This window comes from Hallerella sp., assembly GCF_022776125.1.
Classification (GTDB): Bacteria; Fibrobacterota; Fibrobacteria; order Fibrobacterales; family Fibrobacteraceae; genus Hallerella; species Hallerella succinigenes.
This window is the reverse complement of the sequence record NZ_JALFIA010000068.1, coordinates 1-15206: the sequence shown is the minus strand read 5'-3', so window position 1 is coordinate 15206 and position 15206 is coordinate 1. Positions and strand designations below refer to the sequence as shown.

The window sequence follows — 15206 nt, the reverse complement described above, 5'->3', positions numbered from 1 at the left end:
GACGAAGCCGGCCTAAATGACCGCACAAGTCAAATGCAAAAGAAAAACTCCGATAGACTTGAGCTCTCGCTTACGACGACAACTCAATAGTTGTCGCCTCCAGCTCACAAAGGCCCAGCGTGAAAACGTCGCCGCCCTGAAGGCAGCCCTCGCCGGTGCGACAGACGACGCATCCGTCAGCCTACGCGACGAATTCGCCGACTATCTCGTGAAGAAGCCTGCGGGACATACTTTTGACTTGACAGATTTTGTCAAAAAGTTGGATTAGATGAAAATCAATCCGAGGATGCCGACCGCCCAAACATACCAGGCAAAGTGCTGGAATTTACCCTTCTGCAAGAAGCTCATGAGCCACTTGAGGGCAATCACGCCAAAGACGAACGAGACGAGCATACCCACCAGAAGTTCCGGCGTAAAGCTGCCTGCGTCTGCACACTTCAAAGCTTTTTCCGGGTCGAGGAGTGCGGCTTCCGGAGTGAGGCTCTGGCACTTGAACCATTTGATCGCATCGAGGAGGGCGGCACCGCCTACGGCAGGAATGCTCATGAGGAAACTGAATTCGCCCGCGTATTTGCGGTTCACGCCCATGAATATCATGGTGCTGATCGTGGAACCGCTGCGGCTAATTCCCGGAATGCAGGCGATGCCCTGCACCGTACCTGTGAGCAGGGCGCGCCACCAGTTCATTTTGACGCCTTCGTTTTCCGGATGCTTGGCGCCAGTCTTTCCCCACTGGGAAGTAAAGAGCAGAAGACCGGTGAAGAGTTCGGCAACGCAGACGGCGCGCGGATTTTCGAAGAGGCCTTCGAGAGCATCCTTGAAGCCGAGGCCGATCAGGGCTGTCGGAATGCTTGCAAGAATAATGTATCCCGCTTCGTGGAGCTGTTCCGGATTTCTGCGGAGACAGCCGACGAGAATATCGACAATCTTTTTATGAAAGACGACAAAGATCGAAAGGAGAGTTCCGGCGTGAAGCATCACATCAAAGAACATTCCCGCTTCTTTCATGTTTAAGAGTTCATGACCGAGAACGAGATGTCCCGAACTCGAAATAGGAAGAAATTCTGCAAGGCCTTGAAGAAGACCTAAAATAATGGATTCTATCATAACGGAACAAAGTTAAATAATTTGATTTTACTATTTTGTTGCCGTATGAAAAATCTCCGTGGAATTTTGCTTCTTCTTTGCGCTTCTTCGATTGCCTTTGCTGCAGAAGATCCGCGTTTTGAACAGGGTGCCCGTTTTGAAGCGGCTGGTAAGTATGAAAATGCGCTCGGCGAATATCGCTCGATTCTGGCTTCCGATCCGCACAATGCAAATGCTTTTTACGCAGCAGGTGCCGTTCGCCTCAAAATGAAAGATTACAAGGGAGCCATCGCGAACTTCCAGCTCGCTTACAAGTACGCTCCCAAGATGCAGGAAGCCTACGAAGGTTCGGCGACCGCTTACGAAAAACTCGGCGATCAAAAGTCCGCCGCCGCAGAACGTGCAAAGAATCCGTCTTACAAGGCTCCGAAGTCAGAAGCTAAGGCAGAAGCCAAAGCCGAAGTGAAAACGGAAAAGGCTGCGAAATCGGACTCGAAGTATTCTTATAACTCCGCCGCACTCCTCAAGGCAAAACAAGCCTTTAACGCGAAGGAATACAAGACCACTTGCACGGCCGCCCGTGAAGTTCTTTTGCAGGAACCGGGAAATCCGGGCGCTTACTACTACGCAGGCGTGGGCCGTTACGAACTCGGCGAAATGGACAAGGCGGAATACAATTTGAAGCGTGCGTTCGATTATCCGGAACTCGGCTACAATGCGCACTATTATCTTTCGCTGATTTACCGGAAGCAGGGAAAGAAAAAGGAAGAACTTGCGGAACTGGAAGCCTATGTCCGGCTTTCGAAAAATGAAACGGCGATTGCCAGTGCAAAGAATCGAATCGCCGAACTTTCTGGGGCAGAACCGAAGGCTCCCGAAGCAAAAATCGCGGAAGTAAAGCCCGCAGAAGTTAAGCCTGTCGAAGTAAAAACTGTCGAAGAAAAACCGGTGGAAACCGTAGAATCCAAGCCTGTCGAAGCTCCGAAGCCTGACAAACAGCGCAAGCTCGCCGACCCGTCGATCGAACAGGCGAATGACGCCTACGTTCAGGGCGATTATGTCTCGGCACTTTCTCAGTACCAGGCTTTGCAGAAAAAGTTTCGCGATGAAGATACCAAGGCGTACCTTTTGTTCCAGATAGGTAACGTTTACCGTTGCCGTAGAGACTACCGTTCGGCAGTCGCCAAGTACCGCGAAGCCGTGGAATATTATCCGAACTCCGAATGGGCGAACGAAGCACAGCGCGCTTGGGAAGACGCCGTTTGGCAGGAAAAGAACGCAGACGCATTACCGCGTCACTAATCAAAACGCTTAAAACATAGCGCTTTAATCCGCTTGAAGCAAAAGTCCTTTTAAGTATTGACCTTCCGGGAAGCTAGTCTTCACCGGGTGATCCGAAGGCTGTCCAAAGCGTTCGATGATCTGAACGTTTCGGTGCGCATCGAGGGCTGCATCGGCGACGATCTTTTGGAACAGATTCATTTCCATGAGTCCGGAGCAGCTGAACGTAGCGAGCATGCCGTGCGGAGCCAGAAGCTTTAATGCAAGAAGGTTAATGTCCTTGTAACCGCGGGCGCCTTTTTCCAAGTGAGATTTGCTTTCAATGAACTTCGGTGGATCGAGGATGATCAGATCGAAGGTCTTGCGGCTGTCGCGGCACTTGCGCAGGTAAGCGAAAACGTCCGCTTCCACGAGTTCTACGTTTGCTTTGTCAAAGCCGTTCTTTTGAATGAGACTGTCGGCGATGGCGAGCGCGTCTTTCGAAACGTCGACTTCGGTCACAAGCTTTGCTCCGTTCTGCAGGGCAAAAAGTCCAAAGCCTCCCGTATAAGAGAAGCAGTTCAGAACGTGCTTGGCTTTTGCATATTTGCCCACGTTGAAACGGGCGTCGCGCTGGTCCAAGTAGTAACCGGTCTTGTGACCGTTCCATACATCCACGTCGAACTTGATTCCGTTTTCGATCATTTCGACTGGAATCTTCGGTACGTCGCCATAGACGGCTTGCTTGCGAAGGGGAAGTCCTTCTTTGACGCGTACGTCGGAATCGCAACGCTCCAGGATGCCGCGCGGGTGAATCTTTTCTACGAGCAGTTCGTAGAGCGTCTGACGGAAACGTTCCGCGCCGACGGAAAGGATTTCAATCGAAAGGATGTCCGCATACTTGTCGACGATGCAACCTGGAATGCCGTCGTTTTCCGCATTGATTAGGCGGAACGCGGACTTCGGATCGTTTACGTCAAAGCCTCGGCAAAGACGGTTGTTGATCGCTCGGTCGATGATCTTTGAAAAAAAGTCTCGGTCGATCGGCGTGCGTTCCTGAAAGGTCCACAGACGGCAGCGAATCTGAGACTCCGAAGAGTATGCGGCAAGTCCCAAAAATTCCCCGTGTGCTGAACGGACTTCTACCGTATCGCCGGCTTTCGGTTCGCCGACAACATGGTGAATGGCTCCGCTAAAAATCCACGGATGATTTCGGCTGGCGGACTTTTCTTTTCCCGCGTTCAAAACGACAACAGGGACTTCGGACTTGGCCATTAAAGAGATTCCTGGAACTGATGGAAACTATCGAGAAGTTCCTTGTAGGAGTTCGCATGGGCGAGTTGCGGGAATTTGTCGGTCACGTTCTGCGGAGCGAAAAGGAAGGAACCCTTGTCTGCGGCGAGAAGCATGCCGGTATCGTTGAAGGAGTCGCCTGCAGAGAAAACCTTAAAGTTCAAGGTCTTGAGCATTTCCACGGTCTTTCTCTTCTGGTCCTGCAAGCGCAGGTGGTAGTCCACGATTTTGTCGTCTTTTACGATTAGGTTGTGGCAGAAGATCGAAGGCATGTTCATCCTTTTGATGAGCGGGTAGGCGAATTCCTGGAACGTATCGCTTAAAATGATCACTTGGGCTTCATCGCGGAGGGTGTTCAAAAAGTCCATGGCACCGTCGAGCAGCGGAAGTGTCCCGATCACTTCCTGGATGTCGGAAAGCTTCAGGTTTTCTCTTTCGAGAATCTTCAGACGGCCGCGCATCAGTTCGTCGTAATCCTGAATGTCACGCGTGGTCAGGCGAAGTTCTGGGATGCCCGTCTTTTCTGCGACGGCGATCCAAATTTCTGGGGTCAGAACCCCTTCCATGTCGAGAGTGACAATGCATTGTTTTGTGAACATAGCGTTACTACTTCTTCAGACGGTCGTTCAAGATGTCTTGAATTTCGTCTGGGGTAATGATGTATTTGTTGCGGCAGAATTCGCACACGAGCTCGAGATCCTTGCCTTCCTTGATTAAATCTTCGAGATCTTCCGCCGGAATCGTGGCGAGGGTCGAAAGGGTTCGGACCTTGCTGCACGGGCAATAGGCGTGCGGGGCGATTTCGCGGACGATGGTAGTTGGATAGTCGCCGGAGATGGCGTCCATCAGGGCGTTTAGGTTAAAGTTCTTGCCGTCGAAGAATTCCGAGAAGGCAGGAAGCTTTGCCACCTGGGCTTCGAGGAGCGTGAGCTCGTCTGGAGCGATATCGGCAAACGGTTCCAAATAAAAACCTACAGCGTAGTCGAGCTTTTTCGGATTATTCTTGTTCAAACGGGCTTCGATGCCGACGGCGGAACGGGTCTGCGCCGACTGCAGCATGAACACGGAAAGGTTGCGGCCCATGCTTTCGGAAACGGCTTCGATAATGCTCTGGTTCACGCGCTTGCCGCGTTCGTCGAGCGTCACCGCTTCAAAACGCTGCGGGGAAAGCGCCGGTTCAAACTGCTTGTTGTTCTGAATTTCATCCTGCGGAATCATGGCGCGGACAAGACCCTGCGGGGTGGAATCCGCTTCCGCGTAGGTGATGTCGCCGTCAAAGGTCACCTTGACGCAGACCGTGCCCATGAACTTGAGGCTCGAAGAAAGGAAGAGCGAAGCGATGGAGGTTTCGGCAAGGAGCTTGAGGGCTTCCGAAGAGGCGTTGTGCATCAGGCCGATTTCTTCCGCAGTGCGGGTGATGTCGGCGAGGACGAGTCGGAATGGAACATGAGAGCCGGTGGCTCGAATTAAGCGGTCTTTCTGAACGTTTTCCATACCGCCAAATATAGAAATTCTTGGCCTAGTCCTTGTTGTAGGATTTGAACCATTCGGCGAAACGAGCGATGCCCGTGTCGAGGTCAATCGAAGGCTTGTAACCGATATCCTTTTCCAAGGCTTCCGTGTCGGCCCAGGTGATTTCCACATCGCCCGGCTGCATCGGCATCATGATCTTTTCGGCGATTTTTCCAAAGTTCTTTTCGAGTGTCGCGATAAAGTCCATCAGTTTGATTGGTTCGCCGCGTCCGATGTTGTACAGGCGGTTCAGCGGTTCACTCTTTTCGGTTCCGTTGTAAGCGATGCGGCGAATGCCTTCCACAATATCGTCGATGTAGGTGAAATCACGCATCATCTTGCCGTTGTTGAAGACCTTGATCGGCTTGTCGTGCGTAATCGCGTTCGCAAAGAGCCACGGCGACATGTCGGGGCGGCCCCACGGTCCGTACACGGTAAAGAAGCGAAGTCCGGTCAGGTTCAGCTGGAACAGGTGATGGTAGGTTTCTGCCATCAGTTCGTTTGAGCGCTTGGTGGCGGCGTAAAGGCTCGAAGGCTTTTCCACGCGGTCCGTGGTGCGGAACGGCGTTTCGGTATTTCGACCGTACACGCTCGAAGAAGAGGCGTACACCAAATGCTTTGGCGGGTAAGCCCTTGCGCATTCGAGAATGTTCAAAAAGCCCGTAATGTTCGAATCCACATAGCTCTGTGGATTGATCAAGCTGTAACGCACGCCTGCCTGGGCGGCAAGGTTCACCACGATATCAAAGGAATTTTCTTTGAATAGCGCAAGGAGAGCGTCTTTGTCGGCCAAGGAACATTCCACAAAGCGGAAGTGATTCTGCGGAATGCGGGCTAAACGATCTCGCTTGAGCTGAGGCGTGTAATAGTCGTTCAAATTGTCGATGCCGACAACTTCATGGCCGTCTTTCAAAAAAGCAAGAGAGGTTTCACAACCGATAAAACCAGCAGCCCCTGTAACAAGAATTTTCATCTTCAGAATCCTATACCGATAGAGACAAACGGAGAAGACATCAGGTCGAAATCCGCCATGAATTCATAGTCGTCTTCACCCCAATGGTCCGAATGGTAGGTGTGCCAATAAACGTGTGTTGAACGGAATCCGCCGAGAATGAAGATGTGGCGGATGTTCAGCTGAACTCCAATGCCGCGGACGTAGCCGAACAGCGGGGAACTCATATAATAATCGTCGATCAGGTTCAAGCCGCCTACAAGACCCGCAAACCCGAGAGCGCGGAACTGGTAATTTTTGGCGGTCAGGATCCTAAATCCGATTTCGGCGCCGAGCTGCAAGAAGATGTTGTGGGAAGTCATCGTTTCTTCTTTTTCGGCTCGATTGCGCGGTGTGTAGTCGATGTTCGCTTGACGGTAGCCTAGAAGCCCAAAGAACGAGATCCAGTCGTTGTAGCTGTACTGGCCGTTCACGCCGAACATGTGCGAAACCTCCATGTCCACGTTGTAACGCTGGCCGTTCCGGGACATGTTCGTTTCGAGATTTCGGGAACTTAAATCGCTGAATTCGTAGACAAGAGCGATGCTCAAGGGGTGTTTTGGCTTGGAAAGCGAGGATTTTGCCGTATCGGAAACGACCGGAGTTTGGACAGTCGAATCGTTTTGGGCAAAAGCGGTGCCGACGCTTGCGAATAAAGCAAACGCAAGCAAAATAGAACGGATTGGGAGGCTCTTGTTCGTCATTGCATCCTAAGTTTACAATTTTTTAGCATTCGGAGCGCGAAAAAACGCATAAACAAGTGAAAAAAATCAATATTTTTGGATTCGAAGCGCGAAATTTTGTGTATTTTCAAGGGGACTAAATTTTACTGGAGTTTTTCGAATGAAAAAGAAATCCCTTCTTGTGCTCGGCGCCTGCGCGCTTTCGCTGATGTTCACCGCTTGTGATGACAAAATGGATCCGAATGATCCGGCTTCTGTCCGCAAGTACCTCACCAAGCAGAAGATTCCGTTTACTCCGAATAAGTTTATTTCTTACGTGACACCGGGCGATACCGCGAGCATGACTCTCTTCCTCCAGGCTTCTTACGATATCAACTCGACCGATGACAATGGCAACTCCGCTGTCGCCATCGCTGTGAACAAGGGCAAAATCGACATTCTCCAGTACCTTGTGAATCACGGGGCAAAGCTTGACGGTACGAACAGCGCCGGCAAGACCTATCTCGAAGATGCGATCGAACGCCAGAACAAGGAAGTTGTGGCATTCCTCGTGAGCAAGATGAAGGAATCCGGTGAAATTGCAAATACCGCTGCTGCCGTCGCTTTGGCGGCCAAGATCGGTGCTGCAGACATCTTGAAGATCCTCGGCGACGCAGGTGCTCCGCTCGAAACCCGTGGCGCAGACACTTACTTCCCGATTCACCTTGCTGTGAAGGGCGGTAATTACGATGCAATGGTTTACCTCGTTGAAAAAGGTGTCGATGTGAACGCCAAGTGCGGTCAGGGTTACTCGGTTCTCGACTGGGCAAAGAATGAAGGCTACACCCGTTTAATTTCTTACTTGAAGAAGCACGGTGCAAAGAATACGCCGGCTTACATCAAGGAATTCGGCCGCTAAGGATTGCCTAAAAACCTTTACAACGCTTGGCTTTACGTCAAGCGTTTTTTGTATCTTTGCAGCTATGAAGAGAATCCTTCCCTTATTCTTGATTTTAAGCTTGGGAGTAGCCTACGCAGCAGAAACCGTCGACGGCGTTCGTAGACAGATCAAAACGGTCAACGAAGAAACCTCCCGTGAAAAGAAACTGCATGCAGACGAAAAGAAGCGTCACGAAGATTTTATTAAGTCGGGACGTGACAAAGTCGTTTCGCTGAACAACCAAAAGAAATCCCTCCGTTCGGAAATCGAAACGATGAAGGCGGAACTTGCCCGTTTGAACGAAGCGCGCAACAAGTCTGCCGGAGTCGCTCATTGGTACGAGGCTCGTAAGCAGAAGTACGCTCAGGAACTTGCAAAGGTTGCCGAAGATCTGGTTCCGTACTTTGAAGCGGACTTTCCTTACCGCGCCACGGAAACGGCGGAAAGCTTCAAGCAGATGGCTTCGGAACTGCGCAAGGGAGTCGTCGCCCCGGATGACGCTCTGGGACGGATTCTCGAAGTCTTTATGGACCGCATCCGCATGGGCTACACCACGGAAAGTTGGGACGGCTATTTGACCGATGCAGAAACCGGCAAGCAGATGCAGGGAAAGTATTTCCGCTACGGTGCTGTCGCCGCTATCTTTGAAAGTGCAGACCAGACGGAATACTACTGGCTCGATCATGTGAATGGCGCTTATAAATGGAAAAAGCTCCCGTCTTCTTTGGAAGTACGCGCTCAGGTGAAGGATGCTCTTCGGGTGGCGGAAGGGAAGGCCGCTCCGCATATCGTGCGCATTCCTGTTCCAACAGGAGATGCGGTAAAGTCTGTTTCGGCAGAAAAATCGGCCGCTGAAAAAACGGCGCCTGTAAAGAAGGAGGTGAAAAAGTAATGCTCTCCTTGAAAAAGATTTCGATGGCCGTTGTGCTCGGCACGGGCCTCTTGTTTGCCCAGCAGCCTCTCGGCGGAGACGTCGCCGGAGACAATCTGGTTCGTCAGCGTGCAGAACTGAACAAGGCGAAAGCCGATTTGGAAGAAGCACGTCAAAAGCGCGACATGGAAGTGGCGGCCCGTTGGAACGACCGTGAAAAGGCGAACCAGGAACGCGAACTTTTTAACCAGAAGTACGAAGAAGCGAAAGAGGAACTCGACCGCTTAATGGAAGAGCGCGTTCGCTTGGAAGAAAACGTACGCATCGCCCGTGAAGACCTGGCCCAGGTCAAGGCGAATACGGAAACGAAACGCTCTGAATACATGGCTCTTGCTGCGGACAAGGGGATCCTCGAACCGATGTTCCAGCTGAAGGACCGCGGAATTCCGTATCACATTCCGCAACGGATTGATGATTTCAACCGTACCGAAAAGAGCATGCTCCTTTACCGCGACGATCCGATGCGCGTGGCGAAGAGCGTGATTGAACTTGCGAAGAAGGAACTCGCCTTTAGCCGTGAAATTGAATGGAAGAAGGGCGAACTCGTTTTTGGTAGCCGTGTCGTGTTCGGCGAAGAAATGCGCCTTGGCGGCATCTATGCGATGCGCGCTTCTTCGGGTGCGGACAGTTCCGTTTCGATGATGCTTCCGGCTCCGGGCGATAAGGGTCAGATTTTTACCTGGCACGATATGAATACGGCGGAACCGCGTGCGGAAGTGAATGAAGCTTTTGCCATGGCGAAGGATTCCGCTTTTGCGATGGTGCCGGTGGATGTGCTTCTCAGCACGACCCTTTCGACGGAACTTGCCAATTCGGAAGAAAAGACTCTGTGGGATGAAATCAAGCAGGCGTTCCATGACGGCGGTATTTTGATGTACCCAATCGCCGCTCTTTTGATCCTTGGCCTTTTGATTGTACTGGAACGCATTGTTGTGCTTTCGATCAAGGGTGCTTCGCTCCATTATCGCAAGGTTTTGAACCTCGCTGCGGAAGGCAAGATAGACGAAGCCCGCGCTTTGGCAGAAAAGCTTCATGGTTCGATCGGTAAAGTGGTGAAAACGGGAATTCTGCGGGATTATCCGGACCGTGCCGCTGCGGAAAAGGCGATCGAAGAAGTCTTTGCCGGTGAAGTTCCGACGCTTGAACGTGGACTTTCGACCCTTTCTGTTTTGGCGACGACCGCGCCTCTTGCGGGTCTTCTCGGTACGGTGATGGGCATGATCCAGTTGTTTGAAGTGATCACGATGCACGGTACTTCGGATCCGAAACTTTTGGCCGGCGGCATTTCGGTTGCGCTTTTGACGACGGAAGCGGGCCTAATCGTCGCAATTCCTTTGCAGTTCCTGCTGACGTTCTTAACGAACCGTGCCGATACGATTCGTGCGCGTATGGAAAAGGCGGGCCTTGCCGTTTTGAATACCCGTTGGATCAAGGGCTAAGATGACAAAACTTTCGGCATTAGAAGAAATTCGCGCCTTGCTTGTGCAGGGAGGTTGGGTGTTGTTCCCGATTTTCCTCATTGGGCTGTTTGCGTGGATTCTTTTGTTCGAACGTTACTTTGTGTATCGCCGTGCCAAGAGCCGTGGGGAACACGGAATGTTCGCCACTCTCCGACGATCCATTTCGGATGCGGTGAGCCTTGGACGTAACGCTGTCGATAATAGCTTGAAGCTCGCGACGCATGCGTATGATGTGGAATTTGACAAGGCGTTCCCGACGATTTCCGTTTGTGCGTCGCTTGCTCCGATGCTTGGACTTTTGGGAACCGTTTCGGGCATGGTCCATGTTTTTCGCACGATTCAGCTTTTTGGATTTGGAAATCCGGTGCTGATTGCGGACGGTATTTCCGAAGCGCTGCTCACGACGCAGGCGGGGCTTCTCGTATCGTTCCCGATCGTGCTTGCGAACAATCAGCTTTTGAATCGCCTGAACAATTTAAAGGCGAAGTGCTGGAAAGAAGCGCTTCAGTTTGAAAACGAACAGCTTTCTGTGGAGGAAAAATGAGCTTTATCCGCCCCAGACGCCGTCACTATGGCGGTATCGATATTTCTCCGATGATGGACATGACGTTCATCTTACTCATCTTCTTTATTGTGACGTCTACCTTTACACGTGAAACGGGAATAGACGTTTCGAAGCCGAAGGCGAATACGGTCAAGGAGCTTTCCAAGGAAAGCATTCTGATTGGCATTACACGCCAGGGCACTGTGCATATTAACGAAACCCAGGTGAACCTTTCTTCGCTGCAAACGATTTTGCGCCAGATGATGAACGAGGCGCCTGATCGCCCGGTGATTATTGTTTCGGATCGGGATGCACCTTCGGGAAAGATCGTCGATGTTCTCGACGAATGCAATTTGGCGCATGTGCGTAAAGTTTCCATTTCGGCATCGAAGGAGTAGCGGTTGAAGAAGCTTTCCGGAATTCTGTTTCATTCCAGATGGTTTTTTGCCGTCGTTTTTGCGCTTGTCGTGAATACGTTCTTTTTTTTGGCGGTCCCGGTTTTGAACGTTTTGTTGTTCCGGGATAACAGTGCACCGAAAAAGCCTTCGCTCGAAGCGATTACCGAAGTCGAAACCGTGGTGAAGGAAAAGCAGAAGACGAAACCGCAGAAAATGATTCACAAGGTCATTCAGCCGAACAAGTTCAAAGTGACGAGCCATTCGAACAGCGCCCGCTCCACTTCGAACTTTGCCATGGATCTTTCGCTTGCCCGTGGAGATGGCTCGGGCGATGGCGTCGAAGTCGGTTCCGGTGGCGGCATGCAGAATGTGGTGTATGAAGCGGGCGATGTGGACGAAGAAGCCCAGGCGCTGAAGATGGTGAATCCTTCTTACCCTGAACGTGCGAAAAAGCTCGGCGTTGCAGGTTATGTAAAGGTTTACATGGTAATCGACGTGTACGGCAACGTCACGAATTTGAAGGTACTTTCGGTCGATCCTGCGGGATACGGCTTTGAAACGGAAGCGCTGAAGGCGATTCGCGGTTGGAAGTTTGAACCGGCAAAACTCGGGCATTATCCGGTGGCGCAGAAGGCGACAAAGGAGTTCAAGTTTGTTCCGTAAGCACTGGATACTTCGAATGGTAAACGGTTTTGCAATTTGCCTGGTTGCAGTCTTTGCGCTTTGCCCGAAAGCCTTTGCAGAGGATTATTTTAAGGCGGCGAACGAACTTTACGACAAGGGCGAATACAAGCAGGCGGTCAAGATGTACCGCGCGGCGATTCAGGATGGCCGTTATGAACCCTTTGCGTGGTTCAATCTGGGCAACACGCTCGTGCAGCTGGGAAAGAATAACGTGGCAATGGTTGCGTACAAGCGTACCGTGGAGCTGATGCCGGACTTTACCAAGGCTTGGGTCTTGCTCGGCGACTTGTATTACCTCGGCACGGATTACGGTCTTGCGATTGTGGCGTACAAGAGAGCGCTGGAGCTCGGTGAAGATACCGATCACATTCATTATGCGCTCGGCGAATGCTTTATTAAATCGCGCAGCCTTGCCCTTGCGCAAAAGCATTTTGAAGCGGCGACCCGTTTGAATCCGGACCGCATTGATGCGTGGTATGGCCTTGCTGAAGTTTACGAAAAGCTCGGCGATTACGAATACGCAATCAAGACCTTAAAGCGCGCTGTGGATAACTCTGTGGCTGCGGGCGCAGACGTTCATTATACGCTTTCGCACTATTACTCCAAAATGGGCCAATCCAAGAAGGCGATCCGCGAAATGGAAAACGGTCTTTTGACCGACCCGCAAAACGTCTCCGCGCGCCGTTACCTCGCCCACATGTACCTGGAAGATGCTTCGCCGTGGATGGCGATTTTTACCCTCGAAGAAGGTCTGCGCTTTAAGAAGGATTCCGATCAGCTCTACGTAGACCTAGGACAGATTTATTTTTCGCAGAATCGTTTTGATGAAGCGCTTGAAAATTACATGAGCGCTTGGAAAATGGGAAATTCCCAAGGCCGCATTGGAGCGGAGAACGTGGGGAATTCCTATTACAATGCGGGCGACGAAGCGAAGGCTCAAGAAATTTATCAACGCATTATTGGGAAAAAATAAATGGCTAAGCAGAAAAAAGTTTGGAAGTCCGTCGCACTCGAAAAATCGAACCGCAGTGCTGCCGACAAGATCCGTGATGTTCTTTTGACAGTCGCAAAGGGTTACCACGATGCGATTGATGATGCAGGTCAGCTTTATGACGTTCTTGCGGATCAGTTTGAAAAAATCGAAGCCTTGAAGGAAGACCGTGAAGTTTTGGAAATGCTCGGCTGGTTTATGAACTGCAGCGCATTCTTTGAAATTCCGGAATCCGAAGAAGAACTCGAAATGGCGGTGGAAGAACTTTTTGCCGCCGCCGTGGACAAGTTCGTGGAAAAGGCGAAGGACTTTGAAGACCGCGAATACGTGATGAGCCTGATGCATGACCTGGTGGTGAACTCGGTCGGAGAAGAACCGCGTACGGAACTCTTCCTTTCGACTCACGACTTCCTTTCTGCAGAAGAGCTCGAAAAGGTGATGCAGGAAGTGGTTTCGACCGTGACTTCGCACGATCTTGAAAATGAAGGTGAAATCTACGCGGGTCTTATGGACTTGGCAGACGGTGCAGGGAATCCGCAGCAGTACGAAAAATTTGCCTACCTCGCCGATCCGGAGCATTCGAACAAGACGCACATCGACGTGGCAAACGCTTATTACGTCACCGATGACCTGGTGAATGCAAACCGTGTTCTCGCCGAAGTCAAGGACCCGACGGGCAGCGACGAAGAAGAATTTTTGGACTTGAAAGTGGGCATTCTTTTTAAGGAAGAAAAACAGAAGGAAGCTTTGGATCTTGCCGAAAAGCTCTATGAAAAGTTCCCGAAGGAATATCACTTGATGAGCCTTTGCCAGGTCGTTTCTCCGAAGCGAAAGGAAGAGCTCTTGGATGCTCACGAAAAGTTCCGCTTGACCGTTTACGTGAGCCCGGACTATGTGAACATGCTCGCCACCCTCGGTGAATTCGAGCGCTTGGAAAAGTATCTCGACACGTACAAGAATGAAATCCACATGATGGACGGTCAGGTGCGTGAAGAACTTGCGAATCGTTTGGAATCGCTCAACCGCAAGGACTTGGCAAAGAAGTTCCGCAGAATTTAAATTCCAATTTTTTGAAAATGCAGAAGGAATCCTACTGCTTTTTATGGAAAAAGAAAAGCACTCGCATGGGCGAGTGCTTTTTGTGAAGCTTTAAAGGATTACTTCAAGAAGGAGAGGATTGCGTCTCCCATAGCGGTGGTGCCGACCTTCTTGTCGCCTTCCTTCCAGATTTCACCCGTGCGGTAACCGGCGCTGATCGCCTTTTCTACCGCGGTTTCGATAGCCTTCGCGGCTTCTTCTTCCTTGAAGGAATAACGGAGCATAAGGGCCACGGAAAGGATCTGGGCGAGCGGGTTTGCAATGCCCTTGCCGGCGATGTCTGGAGCGGATCCACCCGCCGGTTCATACAGACCGAAGGATCCTTCAGCGATAGAAGCGGACGGGAGAAGACCCATGGAACCGGTGAGCATTGCGCATTCATCGGTCAAAATATCGCCGAAGAGGTTCGGGCAGAGAAGAACGTCGAAGTCACGCGGACGGCGGAGGAGCTGCATAGCGGCGTTGTCCACATAGAGGTTTTCGAGTTCAACTTCCGGGAATTCGTTGTCGTGGATTTCCTTCACGATTTCGCGCCAGAAGACGCTCGTGGTAAGAACGTTTGCCTTGTCGATGCTTGCAACCTTGTTGCGACGGCCCTTCGCAGCTTCGAATGCGAAACGAGCGATACGTTCGACTTCGTAACGGCTGTACTTCATGGTGTCGTAACCGATTTCGTCTTTGCCCGAGCCTTCGCGACCCTTCGGCTGACCGAAGTAAACGTCACCGGTGAGTTCGCGGACCGTGAGGATGTTGAAGCCGTCACCGACGATGTCTGCGCGGAGCGGGCAAGCCGGGGCGAGTTCCTTGTAAACCTTGGCCGGGCGGAGATTGCAGAAAAGCTTGAAGTGCTTGCGGAGCGGGAGCAAAGCGCCGCGTTCCGGCTGGAGGTTAGGAGGCAGGGATTCCCACTTCGGACCGCCGACAGAACCGAAGAGAATTGCGTCTGCAGCTTCACCCGTCTTGAGAGTGCTTTCCGGAAGCGGATGCTTAAAATGATCGTAAGCGATACCGCCGACGTCAGCCCATTCCTTTTCGGTGCTAAAACCAAACTTTTCTGCCACGGCATCGAGAACGCGGACAGCTTCCTTCATCACTTCCGGACCGATACCGTCGCCCGGGAGAACTGCGATTTTATAATTCTTGCTCATGTGAGAACCTCTTTATTTTAAGACAGCAAAAATTTAGTAAAAAGACGGGCGCCTTACGACGTCCGCCTTCGATTTGGGGTGAATGCTTTTTATTCCTTGAAGAACTTCATCTGTTGCATGCCTTCCGCGGTCTTGGCGCGTACAAGGTAGATGCCGCTCGGCAGCATGTCGAGGTTGAAGACCTGAGCGCCGTTTGCAGAATGGAGAA

At 51.4% G+C, this 15206-nt stretch carries 17 protein-coding genes; 10 read left to right on the top strand and 7 right to left on the bottom strand.

The genetic code is table 11. The features are described 5' to 3' along the window. The first annotated feature begins 16 nt into the window (after positions 1-16). Positions 17-268, top strand: coding sequence for a hypothetical protein (locus tag MR847_RS08405; protein ID WP_287723504.1), 252 nt, complete (start codon positions 17-19; stop codon positions 266-268). Here the strand turns inward: MR847_RS08405 and MR847_RS08400 are convergent. Then, on the bottom strand, positions 265-1107 hold the full coding sequence (locus MR847_RS08400; protein WP_287723503.1) for an undecaprenyl-diphosphate phosphatase: 843 nt from the start codon (positions 1105-1107) through the stop codon (positions 265-267). The genes MR847_RS08405 and MR847_RS08400 overlap by 4 nt on opposite strands. A 45-nt stretch (positions 1108-1152) precedes the next feature. Here MR847_RS08400 and MR847_RS08395 point away from each other — a divergent pair, with 45 nt between their 5' ends. Next, positions 1153-2388: a tetratricopeptide repeat protein gene (locus MR847_RS08395; RefSeq protein ID WP_287723502.1), complete on the top strand. Its 1236-nt coding sequence runs from the start codon at positions 1153-1155 to the stop codon at positions 2386-2388. Between the two features lie 24 nt (positions 2389-2412). On the opposite strand, the gene MR847_RS08390 is transcribed toward MR847_RS08395, so the two are convergent. The 5 genes from MR847_RS08390 to MR847_RS08370 are packed head-to-tail and all read right to left on the bottom strand — an operon-like array spanning position 2413 to position 6846. Then, positions 2413-3621, bottom strand: coding sequence for a class I SAM-dependent rRNA methyltransferase (locus MR847_RS08390; protein WP_287723501.1), 1209 nt, complete (start codon positions 3619-3621; stop codon positions 2413-2415). Next, complete coding sequence (gene thrH / locus MR847_RS08385; protein WP_100424262.1) at positions 3621-4238, bottom strand: bifunctional phosphoserine phosphatase/homoserine phosphotransferase ThrH; 618 nt, start codon at positions 4236-4238, stop codon at positions 3621-3623. The genes MR847_RS08390 and thrH overlap by 1 nt, the downstream gene beginning before the upstream one ends. A 7-nt stretch (positions 4239-4245) precedes the next feature. Continuing rightward, positions 4246-5133, bottom strand: coding sequence for an Hsp33 family molecular chaperone HslO (hslO, locus tag MR847_RS08380; RefSeq protein WP_100424261.1), 888 nt, complete (start codon positions 5131-5133; stop codon positions 4246-4248). A gap of 25 nt (positions 5134-5158) precedes the next feature. Further along, the gene (locus MR847_RS08375; RefSeq protein ID WP_100424260.1) at positions 5159-6124 is read right to left on the bottom strand and encodes an NAD-dependent epimerase/dehydratase family protein; all 966 of its coding nucleotides are present in this window, start codon (positions 6122-6124) and stop codon (positions 5159-5161) included. A 2-nt stretch (positions 6125-6126) separates the two neighbouring features. Next, positions 6127-6846: a hypothetical protein gene (locus tag MR847_RS08370; RefSeq protein WP_287723500.1), complete on the bottom strand. Its 720-nt coding sequence runs from the start codon at positions 6844-6846 to the stop codon at positions 6127-6129. Between the two features lie 139 nt (positions 6847-6985). Between MR847_RS08370 and MR847_RS08365 the strand changes: the two genes are divergently transcribed. The 8 genes from MR847_RS08365 to MR847_RS08330 all read left to right on the top strand — a co-directional run bounded on the left by MR847_RS08365 (position 6986) and on the right by MR847_RS08330 (position 13811). Continuing rightward, entirely contained in the window at positions 6986-7723 is a 738-nt protein-coding gene (locus tag MR847_RS08365) for an ankyrin repeat domain-containing protein (protein WP_100424258.1), read from the top strand. 64 nt (positions 7724-7787) lie between these two features. Then, the gene (locus tag MR847_RS08360; RefSeq protein ID WP_241899373.1) at positions 7788-8636 is read left to right on the top strand and encodes a DUF3450 family protein; all 849 of its coding nucleotides are present in this window, start codon (positions 7788-7790) and stop codon (positions 8634-8636) included. Next, positions 8636-10114 (top strand): MotA/TolQ/ExbB proton channel family protein, encoded by a 1479-nt coding sequence (locus tag MR847_RS08355; RefSeq protein WP_277002064.1) that lies wholly within the window; start codon positions 8636-8638, stop codon positions 10112-10114. Before MR847_RS08360 ends, MR847_RS08355 begins: the two co-directional genes overlap by 1 nt. A 1-nt stretch (position 10115) precedes the next feature. Then, the gene (locus tag MR847_RS08350) at positions 10116-10679 is read left to right on the top strand and encodes a MotA/TolQ/ExbB proton channel family protein (protein ID WP_287723499.1); all 564 of its coding nucleotides are present in this window, start codon (positions 10116-10118) and stop codon (positions 10677-10679) included. After that, a complete protein-coding gene (locus MR847_RS08345) occupies positions 10676-11077 on the top strand; it encodes an ExbD/TolR family protein (RefSeq protein WP_100424256.1) in 402 nt (133 codons plus the stop codon). The genes MR847_RS08350 and MR847_RS08345 overlap by 4 nt, the downstream gene beginning before the upstream one ends. A 3-nt stretch (positions 11078-11080) precedes the next feature. Next, positions 11081-11740: an energy transducer TonB gene (locus MR847_RS08340; protein ID WP_241899372.1), complete on the top strand. Its 660-nt coding sequence runs from the start codon at positions 11081-11083 to the stop codon at positions 11738-11740. Further along, positions 11730-12734 (top strand): tetratricopeptide repeat protein, encoded by a 1005-nt coding sequence (locus tag MR847_RS08335; protein WP_287723498.1) that lies wholly within the window; start codon positions 11730-11732, stop codon positions 12732-12734. The genes MR847_RS08340 and MR847_RS08335 overlap by 11 nt, the downstream gene beginning before the upstream one ends. Continuing rightward, complete coding sequence (locus tag MR847_RS08330) at positions 12735-13811, top strand: hypothetical protein (RefSeq protein WP_287723497.1); 1077 nt, start codon at positions 12735-12737, stop codon at positions 13809-13811. A 98-nt stretch (positions 13812-13909) separates the two neighbouring features. On the opposite strand, the gene leuB is transcribed toward MR847_RS08330, so the two are convergent. Beyond that, entirely contained in the window at positions 13910-14998 is a 1089-nt protein-coding gene (gene leuB / locus MR847_RS08325) for a 3-isopropylmalate dehydrogenase (RefSeq protein WP_106520327.1), read from the bottom strand. Positions 14999-15206 lie beyond the last annotated feature (208 nt).